Genomic DNA, 16,749 nt, shown 5'->3' on the forward strand with positions numbered 1-16,749 from the left:
TCGACTCTACCATGCTCAGAGGCATCAAACGGGTCTTCGGTCGGCCAGCAGACCCGGTTCAGCGCAACTGGTCTGCAGACGGACGAGGTTCCTCCGCGAAGGCACTCTGCGGGGCGGTTATTTATGTCGCTATGCAACGTATTGCACGGGGTAAGAGGCGACCGTGTCATACAGCTGTACGCTGCTAACACCGCCGGGGCTGGCGTTTCAGGCGGCGAAGCGCGGCGGTAACCGTGCGCAACGAGCGGAGCCATCGTGCATGAATGAGGTGGTCCGGTCCAAGCTGGTAGAGGTTGCTACCTGCTCCGTGCAACTGCAAGGGAACAGAGCCGAGACTGGCAGCCTGTCCGCTTTCTCTGCGTGCCGCCGCCGCATCCAGGCCATCCGCAAACCTGCTACGGCCAACACTTCGAGCAGATTGGCTGCCATCGGGACATTGCGCGGTCCGAAGGGAACGAGCGTCTCGATAAATCCCTTAGCCGTTTAGCCAGGAACGAACTTACAGTTGCGTCAAAACTATCCAGGTCGATGGGTTTGCGCAGAAAGGCGTTCCAGATTTTCACCTCTGCTTCCGGAGGAGCCCGGGCGGAAACCATCGCCACGGGAATCTGGGCAAGCGCCGGATAGAGCTTCAGACGTCCGCACAGTTCGACCCCGCTCATCCCGGGCATCTCCCAGTCGGTAACAATCAGTTCCGGAACTTGGCGGGCAGCCTTTCGCAGCGCCACGTCCCCATCTTCTGCAGAGAGTACGTGATGTCCACGCTCTTCCAGAAGAAGCTGAAGTACCCACAGGTTATCCGACTCATCGTCGACAATTAGAACTGTTGACATGGCGAGACGCGACACAGGACGTTTACGGAGGAGCTGCAATGACCGTGCCGAAGTCTTCCAGCCGCCGGCCCGGCAAAGGCTATGAAAGTGGTGTTAATGGTGCAGTGCGCACATACATAATTGATAAATCGCCACGGAAGGGTATCCGCCTAAGTCGCTTCCCGGAGAGAAGCTCTTATGGACGCGCCCACTTTCCGAACGCGACGGATTGGTCGCCGCGTGGCGTCGTCTGAGCACGAGGGCGGAATCTGGCTGGAAAGAATGGTACGAGTTGGACGAGCTTGGCGAGAGGGTGTTGACTTCACGCCCCTCCGCGAGACGCCAGATAGTGCGTACGGACGTCTTTTGCCAACTGACCGGGCAGACTGGTCATCATCTGGCCGCCATGTCGGTGGCGGCGACGACCCGGTCCTTTGGCATCAGAGTTCCCGACGTCGTCTGGGTATCAACGATGGCGCTGCCCGACAGCCCTGCAGGTGGAAAACCCGACATCTTCCGCTGTGGCGAATTGCTCGCCTTTACAGCGTGGGCAATCGTTCAAACTGGTCAAAGCGAGCAAACGGCGGCTGAACCTCGGTCACCTCAAGCTCGTCCACAAGCGCTGCGGACATGCCCTCGCTTAGCCACATGCACATGTTGGCAAGCTGCTCCGGTGAACCCTGCAGCATCACCTCCACCGAACCGTCCATGCGGTTGCGTACCCAGCCGGTGACGCCAATCGCCTGGGCCTGGCGTACGCAGGCTTCCCGATAGCCGATGCCCTGCACCTGGCCACGCACCTGCACCAGCCGAGTCTCAAGCGCCTCATCTTCGTCGTCAGCGTCCATGCGAAGTCCTTGAAAGAATGGCGAGGTGTGTCTCACTGTCTCTTCAGGGAGACCACGGCTGGCATAGCGGCCAAATTCGCAGCGTCGTGAGGCGAGCGATGTTTCCTAAAACCTCTCCACCCATGGTCGGAGTTCCACCTCCCACGTCCACGCACTGCGGTGCTGACGATGAACGTGAAGGTATTCCCGCGCTATCGCGTCAGGGTTCAACCATTTGTCGTCCGTGCTGCCATCGTCTGATTGTGCCCAGCTACTGGCAATGCCGCCGTCAATCACAAAATGCGCAACGTGGATATTCCTTGGGGCAAGCTCTCGCGCCATACACTGGGCCATTCCCCGCAGGGCGAATTTTCCCATGGCAAACGGTGTCGAACCGGCCAGCCCTTTCACACTTGCCGTAGCACCGGTCAGCAGGATGGTGCCGTGGCCGCGGGCCAGCATGCGCACGGCTGCGGCTTGCGCGACGAGAAAGCCGCCGAATGCGGTGACCCTAACGGCGGCTTCAAGTCTCTCTGCCTCGATAGCTTCAACTGCCGCGCGATAGCGGCCACTCGCGTTGTAGACAACGAGGTCGGGGACGCCAAAGACGCGCTCTACCTGGTCAAAGAGTGCTGCAACCTCGTCCGGGCGACTGGCGTCGCAGCCCACGGCCACTCCACGCGTCTCGTCGACCAGGTCGGCGAGCTTGGTCGTGTCGCGGGCGGCGAGCGCAACCTGCATACCCTCCGCCGCGAACAGGCGAGCAAGGGAGGCGCTCAATCCCTTTCCTGCACCCACAATCAGCGCTGTCTCGGTTCGATTCACGTTTCCTCCGAATTCAACAGGGACTAGAGTAGCTACGTATGCCGTGCCGTCAGTCCGTTTCCGCACATCCTAACTATTTAGCGGAGGGGATTGCGGGATGGACGCTTCGTCATATTGTCCGCCGGCAACATGCCCGGCAAGGCCTCCACAAAGAAATCTGCCTGCAATGCAGCCCCAGCCTCCACGTCGTACTGTGCAAAGTCGCGCACACCGGCTGCCAGAAGAACCTCGTCGTCGAGGAAGAAGTTTCCTGAACACTCCCTGGCTTGGCGCGTCAGGATATAGTGGGCCGCGTCGGCAACTATCTCAGGCTTGCGACACGCTGCAATCATGTCCTTACCACCAATCTCATTTCGCACAGCCGCGGTCGCGATAGCTGTTCGAGGCCACAGCGAATTGACTGCGACACCTCGGTCTTTGAACTCCCCGGCAAGCGCTAATGTGAACAGGCTCATCGTGTATTTTGCAATGGTGTATGCCGGAAAGTCGCCAAACCATTTTGCGTCGTGGACCAACGGAGGTGACAGCGTGAGGATGTGCGGGTTCGGCGAATTGAGGAGATGCGGCAGGCACGCTTGCGCGCACACGAACGTGCCTCTGCCATTGACCCCATGCATCAGGTCGTACCGTTTGACGGGTGTGTCTAGCGTGCCAGTCAGTCGAATGGCGCTGGCATTGTTCACGAGGATATCGATGCCACCGAACAACTCAACGGTCTCGGCAACCGCGGCTTTCACGCGTTCTTCGTCGCGAATATCCACAACAAGCGGGAGCGCCCTGCCGCCAGCAGCTTCAACAGCTGCAGCCGCCGTGTGAATCGTACCCTCGAGACGTGGGTCTGGGTCGGCGGTCTTTGCGGCAATCGCGACATTCGCGCCGTCGCGTGCGGCTCTGAGTGCAATGGCGAGTCCGATGCCGCGACTGCCACCAGACATGAATATGGTTTTGCCGGCAAGGCTCATGGTCGTCTCCTGAACACTCCCTGTAGCATACGCTGCTGCTGTCATCACGCCGTTGCCGATGTAGACGTCACTCGTGAAGGGAATGGCGTACGTTACTCATCTCGTTGTGAGCCGCAGTCGCTGAACCCCTCGTTCGCGCGTGGCTTCCTTCGCTTGAGTTTTGTATGGTGCAACTGGCGACCTTGCCAAGCGCAAGCTGCTGCCAGCACCCTATGAGGCGCATCGCGCAGACTCGGTGCCCGCGGCAGGAGTAAGTATTGGCGTGGTACGCAGACGACTTGACGCCAGTGCTAACTGCGACTGGCAGCGACCCTGCAGATTGGTGAGCGAGTCCAGGTCGCCGACGACTTTCTGACTGCGTCGTATTCATCGTGAAAGCCTACATGACCGGCGGGGGGCTGCCGGCCAGAATGTGTATTTCAGCTTTACCTGGTTTGGCAAGCCACTCGTACAGTCCCAACCGCTCGCTCTTGCCCTGTACCCGCCAGCAGTGAGCGGGACAGGAGAACTGTATGAAACGCGCCAGCCTTTTACTGGCAGCGGGCACTACTGACCTGTTTTTTCCGGCATAACATCGTCGTCCGGCGACATGCTGTGCATGCCCGTATCGGTCGAGCCAGTGTTCTTTGTCATTTTGCCCGGTCTCGCGTTCCACGGGCTCGAGACAGGCTCGCTGTGGTATGTCATCCCTGCTGTTGCGGCACCGTGAGCACCGCCGCCCCCACTTCCACCGTTCCCATTCCCTCCACCCTGCGCAAACGTCGCGCTCGAGGCGCAGAGTGAGACGACAGCGACGCACGCCAGCACGACTTTCCGCGTTACCTTTTCCATCACATTTCTCCTGCGATTTCGGCGCGTGCTGTAGCAGCGTCGAAGTTTCATGCACCGCTAACGGCTGACCGTTGGATGACTGATTGCGCAGCGGCGAAGCGCAGGCAGCCGCTTGGGCCAGAACAGGGCAGACATTTGCCTTATCCGGACGCCAGGCATGCAGGTAAGTCGTGGTTCGGCGCTGAAAATGACAGAGCCGGGCTGGATTCGAACATTTGACCGTGCGCGCCGGTCTTGCTACTTCGGCATCGGTATCTTGTCGACCATCACAACTACGCCGTTACTCTGGATGACGTCGTAGGCCGAGATGTCTGCCGTGTGCACCCGCAGTGTCCAATAGCACGATGTTGTGTGGTCCGTCCGGGGAGGTGAGCGTCTCGCCGTTAACGGTTTTAACGTCCACCTTGCCGTCACCTTCCCTAATGGGCTGGTCGAGCTTCTAAAAATCGTAACGCCCCGGGATAACGTGACAGGGAAGGATACAGGTCGGCATCGGCTTGTTTTCTGGTTTGATGAGACTGTCGACCGTGGCCGGCGGTAATGCTGCAAATGCTTCATTGGTTGGTGCGAAAACGATAAAGCGCGCAACACGCTTCTGCGTACCCACGAGGCCTACTGCCTTAACTGCGACGACGGGCGTGGTGTGGTCCGTCGAATTCATCGCGATGTCCACGACGGGATATCGCTAGCCGCGAAAACCCGGACCCTGCGGCTGACAACGCGGCAGCAACGAGAAAAGCGGTGTGTTTCATGAGAGGTTTACTCATGACGCGACGCCGGATTGCGCTGCGTTGACTGCATATAAGGGGGCCTCGGGTAGCTGGATACGTGGGCGACAGCTGTGTCGCTGTTTCCGAGGGCAGTGCGAGCGACCAGGCGCGACTGTCGCCCCTGATTTGCCGATTGTCGATTCCGCTGTCAATCACGACCTCGGCGTTCTATAACAATAAACGCAGCAAGGGTCTTATTGGTCAATTGACTTTACAACGTCCTATCGCCAGCGCACTTATTGCGCATCCTTCTGCCCCGCCCGGTACCAGCCTCGCGTCATTACCCAGGTAGTCATCGAATAAGTCCGGCTTTGGGCACAAACGGTGCCACAAGCCAACTTCGCATTTCCTCGGCTAAACGGCGTCGCAGACGACGCCGCTGTATCGCATTTGGTGGAGCGAAAGCAGGAATCCGCAAGGAGCGAGAGAGGGTCTAATGCAACTTGCGCATGAACTTGTTATTCCGGGGTCGTGCTATTCGCAACCCGTTGATGAAAAAGAGGTGACGAGATGAAAGTGCAACTTTTAGCTGTAATCAGTGCGGTATCACTGCTCGCTGCGACCGGCGCCGCCCACTCGCAGCAAATGCAACCGTCGGGCACAACTGACCCGTCGTCTGCCCAGCAGCCCATGACAACTGCTCAGCCGGCCACGACTATGGACCGCACCCCTGACCTGGGGTACGGACCCCAGCCCGGCGGAAGCAGCGGCAGCGGCAAAGCCAGAAACGGTGCCCCGTGCACGGTGGGCCTGTCTTGCGATATCTATGAGGGCAGCTAGTCACGCCTGAGGTCGCCGATGCCAGCTTGACCCACATGCGGAAATTTGGATGACCACATCTTGATTGGACCGCGAGTCGTTGTTGCTCGAGTCTCGTTTTAAGCGGTAGGTGGGTCAGCCGAGGCCTCGATGCGGCGTTTTTTCGGCAATTGAGTCAGAGCGCGGCCGCGGAGTATCACTCCCGGGAGGCCGTGTTTGAAATAGCGGCTCTGTTGACCGGTTCAAGAAACCGAACCAATCGAACTTTGTGGAGTACATGGATATGAAACCGCTCAAAGTCGCGGCAGCTATCACCGCCGTTCTCGCATTCGGATATGTCCACGCGCAAAATATGGCGCCTGCAACGCAGCCCACAAATCCCACCGTGTCTTCGACAGACTCGGTGGGTGGTGTGCCCGCCACGAGGAGTGACGCGGGCGCTCCAACGGGAAAGACCCGAGCCCAGGTCAAGCAGGAACTGCTGGAAGCACGCAAATCGGGCGAACTCGACCGCATAAACGCGGAGTATGGGGGGCAATAAGCACGGTGCCGGCTCCCACTGGTCGGGTCTGAGGCGTTCCCGTCCTGGCCGTCAACTTTCATATGCGGTCTGTAAAAGGTCAGGGATGCTGCGCGACAATGCAGACGATGGGCGCGAAAGCGGAGACCCGGATGCGAGGCGGTGCTGTTGGACGTGTACCCAGCAATCTGCACGGTCAGGCTTCCGGTTAGGGAGCGTTATGCGGCAGGTTGCCGGGAGCGCAGGATAGCGTCCGGAACGCTTTCATATGTTCGCCGACTTTGAGTTGGTCTGTTCTTTCGTTCGCTCTTGCTCGCCTTCTGCCACCGAAAAGGTCGCTGTGCAAATTGATGAGTAGCAGGTCGTGGGGAACCTACCAGGAGCCATGCAATGGATAACGATTCGCGGGAAGAGAAGATTCGTGAAAGGGCCTATCAGCTCTGGGAAAAAGACGGCAGCTCGGAGGGACGCGCCGAAGAGTATTGGGAACAAGCGCGGTTTCAGATAGATGAGGAAGAATCAGAAGCCGACGGCAACGGAGACGGCCCGAAGGGCCGGCTGCCAGGGTGACGAAAACCGGCTAGGGGCTGAGCGTCGCCACGCCGTTGAGTGCGTGGCCGAGCCATAATTCAAGCCATTACATTAGTATTGCTTGGCGAACTGCACGGTGGCACGGTGCTTGCGCGGTATTCTTTCGTTGCCGCTGCGTGCAACCGCGACGACAGTCCAGCCAGGCGCCTATACCCAAGCTTCGTGTGACGCGGAATTTCGGCGCTCGCTGAGGAATAGCCGACATAGAGTTCCTCACTGAGGGTCCTGGTGACCTACAGGTATAGCGAGGGCCGTCTCCGACAGACTCAAAATGCTCGGCGTTGAGAATCAGTTTTCCGTGGACCCGTCGAGGTTGAAGGGGGCACCACCTGCGTGCTGCTCGAACCAAAGGAGGGCATCTTCCGAGCCGAGAAACCTGACGCGCTCTCGTGCAGCTTTCAGCGTCTTCACCTGGTCCTTGATGTCCGACGGCGGGTTGCCATAGGCGTTCAGAATTGCCTTGCCCGCAAATAGGCGTTCATAAGGTACACCGTCCCTGGTCAAGGTGACCACGAAAAAGCCACGCGAAAGGGGCTCGTTTATCAGGCTGTCGTCCGCAGTAATCACCTCGACAGAGGCATCCGGGTCAGTCGCCTCCGACCATAGCGGCGAGCCGCTCGCCGTATCAGTGCCTATCAGTTCAGCGGCTCGCGCGTAGCCATCCGGGACACTTGTCACAGTCTTGCGCAGTGGGTCGATGAGAAAAGATACGTCCATTGGCTCCTCCCCTCCTGTGCTGACAACCTGTTTCGGGGCAACGTCGGTGTTCACGATAATACAGGACGCCCGCTGGCCGGAGGCTAAGCGGCCGAGCGGTGCACTTCGGCAAAAACGACGCGGTAACCTCCGGGGGAGGGAACAAGCAGATTTGCTGTCGACACCAAAATGATTTTGACCCGCTGCCGACATCGGATTGGCCTACCTGCATCAAACCAAGGCTGCAGCATCGACGCCTTGCAGCTCATCGAACTGGTCAGCCGCATTTCGGCATGCGGGCGAAGCTGGCATCGGCGACATCAGGGCACGTTGTCAGGCGGAGAGCTCGCCTTCGCAATTATCAGCAAAGTAGTGGTCAACTATGACAGGAGCCTCGGCTGGGCCGAAATCGAGGAGTTGCGTCGCCTGCTTCGTTGCTAACCGGACTTGCCCAGGGACGTCAAGCGACTTCGCCTTCGACTTCCGAACGTACCAATTCCGAAGTCCGACACAAGAATTGACCGCCGCGACACTGTAAAGCGGCGCTAATCAGCCGCGCGCTCCATTCGGACCCTGTGCTCGTCGTAGCAGGCGCGAAGCGTCTCGGGGTCCGGCATCCGCATCGTCAGCAATGCGCAATCGGGGTCATCACTGCCGTAACCAGAATCGTCCGTGACAGTCACCACCATATCGCGGAGAGAGTCGTAGCAAATATACGGATACGTGTCCACGACCCATCTGAAGGCATCGACTGCATATTCCACGCAAATCGAGCGGCCATTCTGCGGCAAAGCGAGCAAGCATTCCACGCGAAACCGAGCAGGCATTCCACAACAAAGCGAGCGCTGCGGACATGGCGACGCGGGGTGAGTTTTTTTACTCCTTCCCGCCTTCGGCGGTCAAACTATTTCGGCGCTTGCGCATCGATTCGCCTGAGAGCGTGAAGCGATGCGCGTTGTGAACCAGCCGGTCGAGAATTGCATCAGCGAGCGTCGGATCTCCGATGGCAGCATGCCAGCTGTCGACTGGAATCTGGCTGGTGACGATCACCGAGCGCCGGCCGTGCCGGTCGTCGAGCACCTCCAGCAGATCGCGCCGCGCCGCATCTGACAGCGGTGCCATGGCCAGGTCATCCATGACGAGGATGTCGGTCTTGGCCAACTGTGCCAGCAGCTTTGCGTAGCCCCCACTGCCGTGCGCGATGGCCATCTCCTCGTTGAACTTCGGCATGCGCAGATAGCAGGCCGAGAAGCCCTGGCGACACGCCTGGTTGACCAGCGCGCATGCAAGCCAGCTTTTACCGAGCCCGGTTGGTGCGACCAGAATGATGTTCTGGTGCGCCCGTACCCATTCGCCAGTGAGCACCCGGGCGAGCAGCGCACGATCCAGTCCACGGGGCTCGCGGTAGTTGATGTCTTCGGGCACCGCGTCCGGGAAACGCAGCTTCGCGCGGCGTAGCCGCGCCGTGAGCAGGCGCGACTGACGTTCGCTTGCTTCCCGTTCGACGAGCAGCCCCAGGCGCTCCTCGAAGCCGAGCTGGTCGATGCTGCTCTGGGATTGCTGGTCGGCCAGCGCGGCGGCCATGCCGAACAGGCGCAACTCGTGCAGCCGCTCGACAGTTGGATGATGCAGCATGTCATGATCTCCTTTCAGTGGTAGTAAGACGGTCCACGCACGTTGGCATGCGCGAGCGGCAATTCGGTCTGGGCGGCGGCCGTGTCGGCCCTGTTCTCCAGACCGTTCTTCAGCGTCGAGGCGATGAACCGATAGCTCGGCGCTTTAAGATCAATGGCACGCTGGCAGGCGGCTTCCAGTCGCGCATGGCCATAGTCCTTGCCCATGCGCAGCACGCCCAGACAGGCGCGGTAAGCCTGCTGTGGATGCTGGCGACCGCCAAGCAGGTGTTCGATGACTGCGGCGGTGTGCGGGCCGATCTCCATGGCCCAGTTGATCAGCCGCTGCGGATTCCACTCGGTGGTCGCTGCCCGATGATTCGCCGGCATGTGGGCGGCGATCGTGGTGTGATGGCCGCGGCGCTCGCTCTTCGCGTGCGCGGCAATGCGCTGACCGCGCAGGAAGATCTCGACGGTCGTCTTCGTGTGGCGCACCTCCACCTGCTCGCGGGCGTGGCTGTATGAGACGGAGTAAAAGTGTTCGTCGAGCTCGACATGGTAATCAATGCCGACGCGAGCAACCTTCCACTGCGCATACTGGTAGGGTCTGTCTGGCAGCGGACGAAGTGCCGGACGATCAAGTTCCTCGAAGGCGCTGCGGCGGCAACCGGGCAGTTTCTTGAACGGCCTGTTGTTCAGTTCAACGAGGAGTGCCGCGATCGCGCGGTTGGCTTCGTCGAGGCTGAACAGCCGCTGGTTGCGCAGCCGTGCCAGAATCCAGCGCTGCGCCAGGAGCACCGACTGCTCGACCTTCGCTTTATCACGGGGCCGACGTTTGCGGGCTGGGATGATCGCCACGGAATAATGCGCGGCCATCTCTCCATAGGTCCGGTTCAGAACCGGATCGTAGAAGTCGGCTTTGTGCACGCCGGACCTCAGGTTGTCGGGGACCAGGATCTCGGGACAACCGCCAATGAAGTTCAAGGCGCGCACATGCGAGCCAATCCAGTCCTCAAGCTGCTGGGTCCAGGTGACTTCGGCGTAGGTGTAGTTTGATGCGCCGAGCGTCGCGACGAATACCTCTGCTTCACGGATCTCGCCGGTGTGCGGATCGACGATGCCCAACCTGTTACCCGAATAGTCGATGAACAGCTTCTCCCCGGGCGTGTGCGTCTGGCGAAGCGTGACCGGCAACGCTGCCGCCCATCGCTCGTAATACTTGCAGAACCAGCTGTAGCCGTAGCCTTCGGGCTCCTGCGCTTTGTACTCGTTCCATAGCAGGTCAAGCGTCACGCCTTTCCTGCCGAGCTCACGATGTACCATCGGCCAATTGGGCATCGGCCGTGTCCGGCTTGACGACGGCGGCGGCGGGAATAGCAGCGCATCCAACGCTGTCTCCTCCATCGTCATCGCCTTCTCGAAGTCCAGTTGTGCGCGCCGTACGCGATCCAGATAGTCCCAGACCGTCGCGCTCGATGCGCCTATCGTCGTCGCGATCTCACGCTGGCTACGCTGGCACACAAAGCGCAGGCGTAGCACTTCCTTGATTTGACGCATGGATAACCTTTTATTCGACATTCGCTCGCTCGACAAAATCGTCAAGCGTGCCATGGTTATCCCGCGTTGCCGTCCCTCCAGCTTACCGCTCGGTTACGCGTGGAAATCGCGCTCGGGCAGTCGCGGAATCCCTGCTCGATTTGCCGTGGAATCGACGCTCGGCTTGCTGTGGAATCCGTGCTCGGTTCGCCGTGGAATTGGTGTTCGGTTTGGCGTGGAATACGCACATCGACGAAGTCGTCAAACGCTCGAAGTCCGCCGTAGTCGTCGTATACGCCCTCGAATCCATGAATCCCCAGCCCGTTCCACGCGCCTCCCAGGATGCAAATGCAGGTAAGCGTGCTAGATGCATATTCTCCGGCTTTCATCGACATCCCCCAGCTTCGAGAATCACAAGGAGGGCGGCGGTGACCCATACACAGGCGCGGGAACCCCGATATCTGGTCCGACATCGACGCGGGCCATAGCTGCCCCCGAAAGGGTAAGTGCGAATGGCGCTAAGCCCTAGTGAAAATGCCAGGTGTCTGAACATCATTTCGTCGCCTCATTACTCGATTTGATGCGCACACTTGCCGACTCCCCACATAGTCCACACCGTTCAATCCAATCCAGGGCAACGTACGGTTTAAGTGCGAGGTTGACAATCTGAGCGGGTTTGAGCGGCAAACGCGAGCGCATTGAGGTCGGGTGCGAGGAGGTGAACTTTACGATAACCTGGACGAACTGAAGCAATAACCGGGTATGCGATTTCGGCCGCTGCACTCATATATTGGCAATGCGGTCGTGCGATTACGGAGCACAGGTTACCCACTCCATTCTCGGAAAAATGGATGCCCTCGGTGCGCTCGACTTGGAGCGATGAAGGGCCGTGCCTTGGGCGAGAGGTTGACTACGAAGGCGGCTAGCAAATACATGGACTGCTCCGAGATAGGGGGGTGCGATGTGATAAATGTCGATGAATCAACGTCGATTGCGCGCTAGCGCTGCGGCAATGACTAGCGGACGGACTCTGCGACAGGAAGACAACACTTATGTATCCCACTGCGGCGCGAACGGCGGAGTGACGAAACGGTGGTTCTTCGGCAACACCGCAATAGTTTGCCGGTCATCATCGTCGAGTTTCACCGCCAGCGCGTCGAGATTGGATTTCTGACTTTCGCGGCGTTGAGCCTTAGGAATATCGGCCACCCCGTCCTGTTCCAGAAGCCACGCGAGTGCAACCTGGGCAGCGGTCACGCCATGCTTGAGCCCGATTCCTTGTAGTACAGGGTCGCTCGCGGCCCTGCCTTGTGCAAGTGGGGCATGGGCGACGAGTGGAATGCTTTTCTCGCGCAAGTAGCCCAGCATTTTCGACTGGTCTAGAAACGCGTGGTATTCAATCTGGTGGCAGGCGATGGGTGCGCCGATTTCCTCGATGGCTTCTCGCAGCATCGTCACGTTGAAATTGCACACACCGATTGAGCGAACTGTGCCGTTCTGCAGAAAGCCTTGCATTGTTTCCATGACGGTGCCGAGGTCCATGTCACGCGACGGCCAATGCACCCATGTACAGGTCAACGTAGTCGACACCAAGCTTGCCGAGGCTGACGTCCAGTGCTCGATGGAGCGACTCCGACTCGAGGTTCTCGTGCCATACCTTGGTCGTCAGATGTAGTTGCTTGCGTGCGAGACCCGAGGCGGCAATCGCGGCGCCTACGGCTTCCTTGTTCTGATACATCTCGGCAGTGTCGATGTGTCGATGTGTCGATATCCAAGCTCGAGCGCACTCTCGACTACCGGCTGGCAGCCACCACCCGGCATGCGGAATGTGCCAAATCCGACGCGTGGAAGTTCAATTCCCTGTGTCTTCAAAGCTTCCATTGATGCTCCCCCCAAGCTGATTCAAGTCCAGCATCTACGCTGCCTTAGTCATGCTTGCTGTGAGCCGGCTCGGCTGGCGGAATGGAAAGCGCCATAACGGCGGGTTGCAATCGCCTCAGCGTCGGACTGTGAAGCGGCCTGTACGAACGCAACCGACCAGCGGCCGCAGACATCGCGATAACGTATCGAATAGATGAACATGGCAATCTCCTGTGGCCCCGCGTGTCGCCTAGTAACGATTCGTGTCTTGTCGCCTATTTCCACAACGAAGAACGCCAGCGCCGTGGTCCCAAGGACGCCAATTGGATGCGTCGTGGGGACCGCATCAGCGTCGTCGAGCTTGTTCGTGATGAGAATCCATACGGCCGTCACCACGAATGACGCGACCACCGCCCAATTTATGATGTTTGGCCTAATCTCGCTTGCGAGCCATGCACCGAGCAGACCTCAACAAGCATGCATCCGCCTGGCCGATGCCGAGCGGTCCCTGCAAAGCAGGGCCTCAAGAGGCGCTACTGAGAGCAAACGCATCGCGACCGACAAAATCGAGTGGACCTTGGCAAGCTTGATGACATCCGACCGACCGAGCCGAATGCACTCGACTCGCGTATCTTTCCGGGACACTATGCGCGAGTCCTTGTCGTGGAGGAGGTGGCCCGACGGGTCATCAAGCCCATGCGCTACCAGTGCCGCGTTGCTGGCAAGCATGCGTCGTACGACGTGAAGTGCCCGAGCACTTACAACGCGGGCCGTGACAACCCGGAACGCTCGGAACGTCGCCCTGGCGACACTCCATTCGGTTCCCTCGCGTCCATAGACGGTAAGCGAGGGCTGGGCCCGAACAAGGCGGCTTGAATCAGACCTGGATGAGCTGCCACACACTGGCTGGTGGCGCGTTGCGCCAAATGGTCCTGCAGCGACGCCAGAAGAAACCGGCGGGTGGAGTAAAAGGTGCGCGTGGCTGGTATGTAAACTGGACCAGCTTGCGAACAGGAGCGACTCGCAACGATTGGGCAAGCGTGTCAACGGTCAAGGCAATAACACTTGCCGGCAACGACCGGAACGGGAGCGCTGATATAAAGATGGTCCGCTCGGGAAGCCCTTGCAGCACCTTCGCGTTTTCGTGGAACGGTCCCGCGATAACTTCCGCCCGAGGGTAGCGCTGCGCAAGTTTCGCGGCCAAACCTTCGGCGAGCTCGAATAAAACAAGTCTAGCCTGGGGGTGCTTCCGCACCAGGACTTCGGTAATGGCGCCCGTACCTGCTCCGACTTCCACTATTGCGTCGAAGGACCTCACGTCTTCGGCCATCGCGTCTGCAAGATATCGCGAAGAGGGCGCAACAGCGCCCACGCTAGCCGGACTACTCAACCAGTGCTTCAGGAAAGATAGGCTCACGGTGTGACACACGCAAAAGTTCGTGGAAAGGCTGTATAGCATATGCAGACGGAACCGGCCTTTCGGCTGCGAGGCTCGGGACCTGTTGAGTTCGCAGGGTCGCTTGCTACACGCCACATGCTGATGTGCTCAAGTTCACTGGGGTGTGTGCCTATCTTTGCCGAGAGGAAACTATGTGACAGGCACTGCGGTTGCGAAAATTCGGGAAGCGTTTCTGAAAACAGTCAAGGCACACGGCATTGGGCGGGCACTGGAAAGCATTGGCGGTTGGTTCATCGAACTCGCTGGCGCGTGCATGAAGGGACAAATTTGTCCGCCCGCTCGGGGATGAGGACGAAAGCCCGTGCGTCGTTTCGCCACATGGGCCTCGGAAGTTGGGCAATCGGGATAAGCCAGAGCGAGTTGGCATGTGTTTGCGGGGCGGTGGCCGAGTGACTGCCCGAGTCGCGTGGGACTGCTACTCCGGAGGTGGAATAACTGCACGCAGGACAAGCACAACAGGGCAAGCTCTGAAGTGGGTTATCGCGCGGTGGGCCACCTGCTGTGCGTGGTGGCGTTGACATAATGGCAATGGCGTCCATCCTAACCATTGACTGTTCGTGCGGGATGGTTGGAGGCGGGTCATCGAACGGCCGCCACCCTTTCAAAAGGTAAGTCGACGTCGGTGCGGCCGCAGGGAGCTATCCGGACGCACGAGGCACTGCCCTGCTCGCCTGGTCGGCTTTGCGTACACTGTCCGTGCTCCGACGGCCCTGATTCCATGCTGTTAGGCCCAGCTGCGAGATTGCTGGCAGGAGGTTCGACCGGACTGCGCGCGGCACAGAGCAACAACCACTGACGTAGCCAGCCCGAGGGGGCGGCAACTCTTCCTGCTGCGGGTCGGCGGGCGGTCTCGGCTGGCCTGAAATATAAACGAAAACTGCGTCACATGGTGCTGTTTGGGTGGAGTGTCACGGCCTGCGTCATGTCGTCGGACTAAGCAAGGGTTGTCGTGGTGGCCAAGATTTGTCGGCGAAGTTTGCACAAGCGACTTTGCCCATCTTGCAATTGTTCGAGCGCGTTACGCCGCGCGGTAATTGCACTCTGTCTGCATATTTCTACAGTCGATGATATGGTGGCGGCCCGCTAACCCGCGCTGAAAGCAGCTTTAAGTGCTGCGCCTTCCCATGGCGCAACGTTCCGCGTGTATCCGCCCCGTGGCAGTTTGGTTCGAGCGGGAAAGCCATGCGACAAAAGTTCGCAATGGAGAATTTAAATCCTGCGCTGGCGCAAGTCACCCATTCATCGACTTGAAGTTGAAATATGCAAATTCAGAACAGACCCTCGGACGACATCTCAACAACAGATAGCGGTGACCCGTCGCCGTTGAAAGCATGGCTGGCAGTAGGTGCGGTAACCATCGGTGCCTTCGCATTTGTGACCACGGAGTTTCTGCCGGTCGGTCTGTTGCCACAGGTTGCACACACGTTCGGCGTTTTGCCGGGTACGGCAGGACTCATGGTGACAATACCCGGCATCATGGCAGCCATTTCTGCACCCGGCATGATGTTGGGAGCTGGGCGGGTCGACCGTCGTCTAATTCTGATAATGCTGTCAGTAATGCTCCTCGCGTCGAACCTGCTTTCAGCATTTGCTCCCACGTTTTCGCTCATGCTGGTTGGTCGCGCACTCCTTGGCGCAGGGCTCGGCGCTTTCTGGACGCTGGCCCTCGCAGCTGCAGGGCGACTCGTCCAAGCGTATGAGGCTCCGCGAGCGACAGCTGCCATCTTCGCGGGTGTAACCTGCGCGACGGTCATCGGCGTGCCGCTGGGAACATTCATCGCGGGGCTGGCGTCATGGCGTGTATCGTTCATCGCGACCGCAGTGCTCGTAGCAGTCGCGCTGATTTTGCAGATTGTGTTGCTGCCTTCGCTTCCGTCAAAGGCTGCGCTGCGCTTCGCCGACCTTGTCGAGGTCGTGCGGCGTCCTTTCCCGAGAAAGAGCCTGCTGATGGTTGTGCTCGTCTTCGGCGCCCACTTTTCGTCTTACACGTACATTGCCCCGTTTTTGCAGGATGCGGCTTTCAGCGCGTCAACCATCACCCTGGTTCTGCTGGGTTTTGGCATCGTCGGCTTTGTCTCCAACTTCGCGGTGTCAGCAATTGTGGCGCGCAGACTCAAGCGTTCGCTTGCGACCGTGACGGTTCTCCTGCTGTGCGCTTTGCTGATTCTGCCTTTCCTCAAGAGCGTCCCTCTGGCCGCGATTGCCGCGGTGATGGCATGGGGCATCGCATTCGGCGCTATTCCACTCTGTCTCAGCGTCTGGATGCAAGACGCGACTCCTGACTTGCCCGAGGCGGGCTCGGCTTTGTTCGTCGGCATTATCCAGGTTGCCATCGCTGTTGGGTCGTCCGTCGGCGGCACGATTGTCGACCGTGTCGGTATTCCTGCCGACTTCTGGCTCGGCAGTGCGCTCGCGCTGCTTGGTCTAATAACACTGGCAGGCTTTAGCTCTCGCGACAACAGTCACGAGCCCTCCGCACATGAGCCTGTCACCAGCGAACCTCAAAAGGAATGCGTCGAGGCCTGAGGCAAGGGAGATGAGATGGTGCAGTCAGCTTCCGCCAGCATCCAGTTGACGGGATGCTCGCAAGGCTTTTCATCGCCAGGCCTGCCGCCGTCGAACGCCTTCGCAGCGCAGTGGGGCTTTCGGCCCGGGCGAGAAGTGTCGTGCGGCATATTCACGCGCGCG

16 protein-coding genes and 1 pseudogene are annotated in these 16,749 nt (G+C 59.4%); 6 read left to right on the forward strand and 11 right to left on the reverse strand.

From position 1 onward, the window contains the following. Positions 1–395 precede the first annotated feature (395 nt). From OKW41_RS44870 to OKW41_RS44885, 4 genes are all read right to left on the reverse strand, one after another. On the reverse strand, positions 396–833 hold the full coding sequence (locus OKW41_RS44870; RefSeq protein ID WP_429452597.1) for a response regulator: 438 nt from the start codon (positions 831–833) through the stop codon (positions 396–398). 518 nt (positions 834–1,351) lie between these two features. Continuing rightward, positions 1,352–1,660, reverse strand: a complete 309-nt coding sequence (locus OKW41_RS44875) for an acylphosphatase (RefSeq protein ID WP_429452595.1) — start codon at positions 1,658–1,660, stop codon at positions 1,352–1,354. A gap of 105 nt (positions 1,661–1,765) precedes the next feature. Then, positions 1,766–2,464: an SDR family NAD(P)-dependent oxidoreductase gene (locus OKW41_RS44880; RefSeq protein WP_429452593.1), complete on the reverse strand. Its 699-nt coding sequence runs from the start codon at positions 2,462–2,464 to the stop codon at positions 1,766–1,768. A gap of 77 nt (positions 2,465–2,541) precedes the next feature. Further along, positions 2,542–3,426, reverse strand: coding sequence for an SDR family oxidoreductase (locus OKW41_RS44885; RefSeq protein WP_429452591.1), 885 nt, complete (start codon positions 3,424–3,426; stop codon positions 2,542–2,544). 160 nt (positions 3,427–3,586) lie between these two features. On the opposite strand from OKW41_RS44885, the gene OKW41_RS44890 reads away from it, so the two are divergent. Then, a complete protein-coding gene (locus OKW41_RS44890; RefSeq protein ID WP_429452589.1) occupies positions 3,587–3,781 on the forward strand; it encodes a hypothetical protein in 195 nt (64 codons plus the stop codon). A 915-nt stretch (positions 3,782–4,696) separates the two neighbouring features. Here the strand turns inward: OKW41_RS44890 and OKW41_RS44895 are convergent. Continuing rightward, entirely contained in the window at positions 4,697–4,930 is a 234-nt protein-coding gene (locus OKW41_RS44895; RefSeq protein ID WP_429452587.1) for a fasciclin domain-containing protein, read from the reverse strand. A 1,139-nt stretch (positions 4,931–6,069) separates the two neighbouring features. Here OKW41_RS44895 and OKW41_RS44900 point away from each other — a divergent pair. Beyond that, positions 6,070–6,327, forward strand: coding sequence for a DUF4148 domain-containing protein (locus tag OKW41_RS44900; RefSeq protein WP_429452585.1), 258 nt, complete (start codon positions 6,070–6,072; stop codon positions 6,325–6,327). A 369-nt stretch (positions 6,328–6,696) separates the two neighbouring features. Continuing rightward, a complete protein-coding gene (locus OKW41_RS44905) occupies positions 6,697–6,876 on the forward strand; it encodes a DUF2934 domain-containing protein (protein ID WP_429576392.1) in 180 nt (59 codons plus the stop codon). 309 nt (positions 6,877–7,185) lie between these two features. Here OKW41_RS44905 and OKW41_RS44910 read toward each other — a convergent pair whose 3' ends face one another. Next, positions 7,186–7,614: a hypothetical protein gene (locus OKW41_RS44910; RefSeq protein ID WP_429452582.1), complete on the reverse strand. Its 429-nt coding sequence runs from the start codon at positions 7,612–7,614 to the stop codon at positions 7,186–7,188. Positions 7,615–7,851: 237 nt separating this feature from the next. Here OKW41_RS44910 and OKW41_RS44915 point away from each other — a divergent pair, with 237 nt between their 5' ends. Beyond that, on the forward strand, positions 7,852–8,034 hold the full coding sequence (locus OKW41_RS44915) for a hypothetical protein (RefSeq protein ID WP_429452581.1): 183 nt from the start codon (positions 7,852–7,854) through the stop codon (positions 8,032–8,034). 435 nt (positions 8,035–8,469) lie between these two features. Here the strand turns inward: OKW41_RS44915 and istB are convergent, their stop codons facing one another. From istB to OKW41_RS44940, 5 genes are all read right to left on the reverse strand, one after another. Continuing rightward, positions 8,470–9,228 carry an IS21-like element helper ATPase IstB gene (gene istB, locus OKW41_RS44920; RefSeq protein WP_429571338.1) on the reverse strand — a complete coding sequence of 253 codons (759 nt, stop codon included), beginning with the start codon at positions 9,226–9,228 and terminating at the stop codon, positions 8,470–8,472. A 14-nt stretch (positions 9,229–9,242) separates the two neighbouring features. Further along, a complete protein-coding gene (istA, locus tag OKW41_RS44925; RefSeq protein WP_429571339.1) occupies positions 9,243–10,784 on the reverse strand; it encodes an IS21 family transposase in 1,542 nt (513 codons plus the stop codon). 1,008 nt (positions 10,785–11,792) lie between these two features. After that, a complete protein-coding gene (locus OKW41_RS44930; RefSeq protein WP_429576393.1) occupies positions 11,793–12,284 on the reverse strand; it encodes an aldo/keto reductase in 492 nt (163 codons plus the stop codon). A gap of 1 nt (position 12,285) precedes the next feature. Further along, on the reverse strand, positions 12,286–12,480 hold the full coding sequence (locus OKW41_RS44935) for an aldo/keto reductase (protein ID WP_429452577.1): 195 nt from the start codon (positions 12,478–12,480) through the stop codon (positions 12,286–12,288). A gap of 191 nt (positions 12,481–12,671) precedes the next feature. Next, a complete protein-coding gene (locus tag OKW41_RS44940) occupies positions 12,672–12,824 on the reverse strand; it encodes a hypothetical protein (protein ID WP_164862532.1) in 153 nt (50 codons plus the stop codon). Between the two features lie 262 nt (positions 12,825–13,086). Here OKW41_RS44940 and OKW41_RS44945 point away from each other — a divergent pair. Together OKW41_RS44945 and OKW41_RS44950 are read left to right on the forward strand one after the other, a co-directional pair. Beyond that, positions 13,087–13,388 (forward strand): annotated as a pseudogene (locus OKW41_RS44945) (SOS response-associated peptidase family protein); the annotation flags it as partial. Positions 13,389–15,321: 1,933 nt separating this feature from the next. Further along, the gene (locus OKW41_RS44950; protein WP_429452574.1) at positions 15,322–16,587 is read left to right on the forward strand and encodes an MFS transporter; all 1,266 of its coding nucleotides are present in this window, start codon (positions 15,322–15,324) and stop codon (positions 16,585–16,587) included. The last annotated feature ends 162 nt before the right edge of the window (positions 16,588–16,749 follow it).

Source organism: Paraburkholderia sp. UCT70 (genome assembly GCF_050434085.1).
Classification (GTDB): Bacteria; Pseudomonadota; Gammaproteobacteria; order Burkholderiales; family Burkholderiaceae; genus Paraburkholderia; species Paraburkholderia tuberum.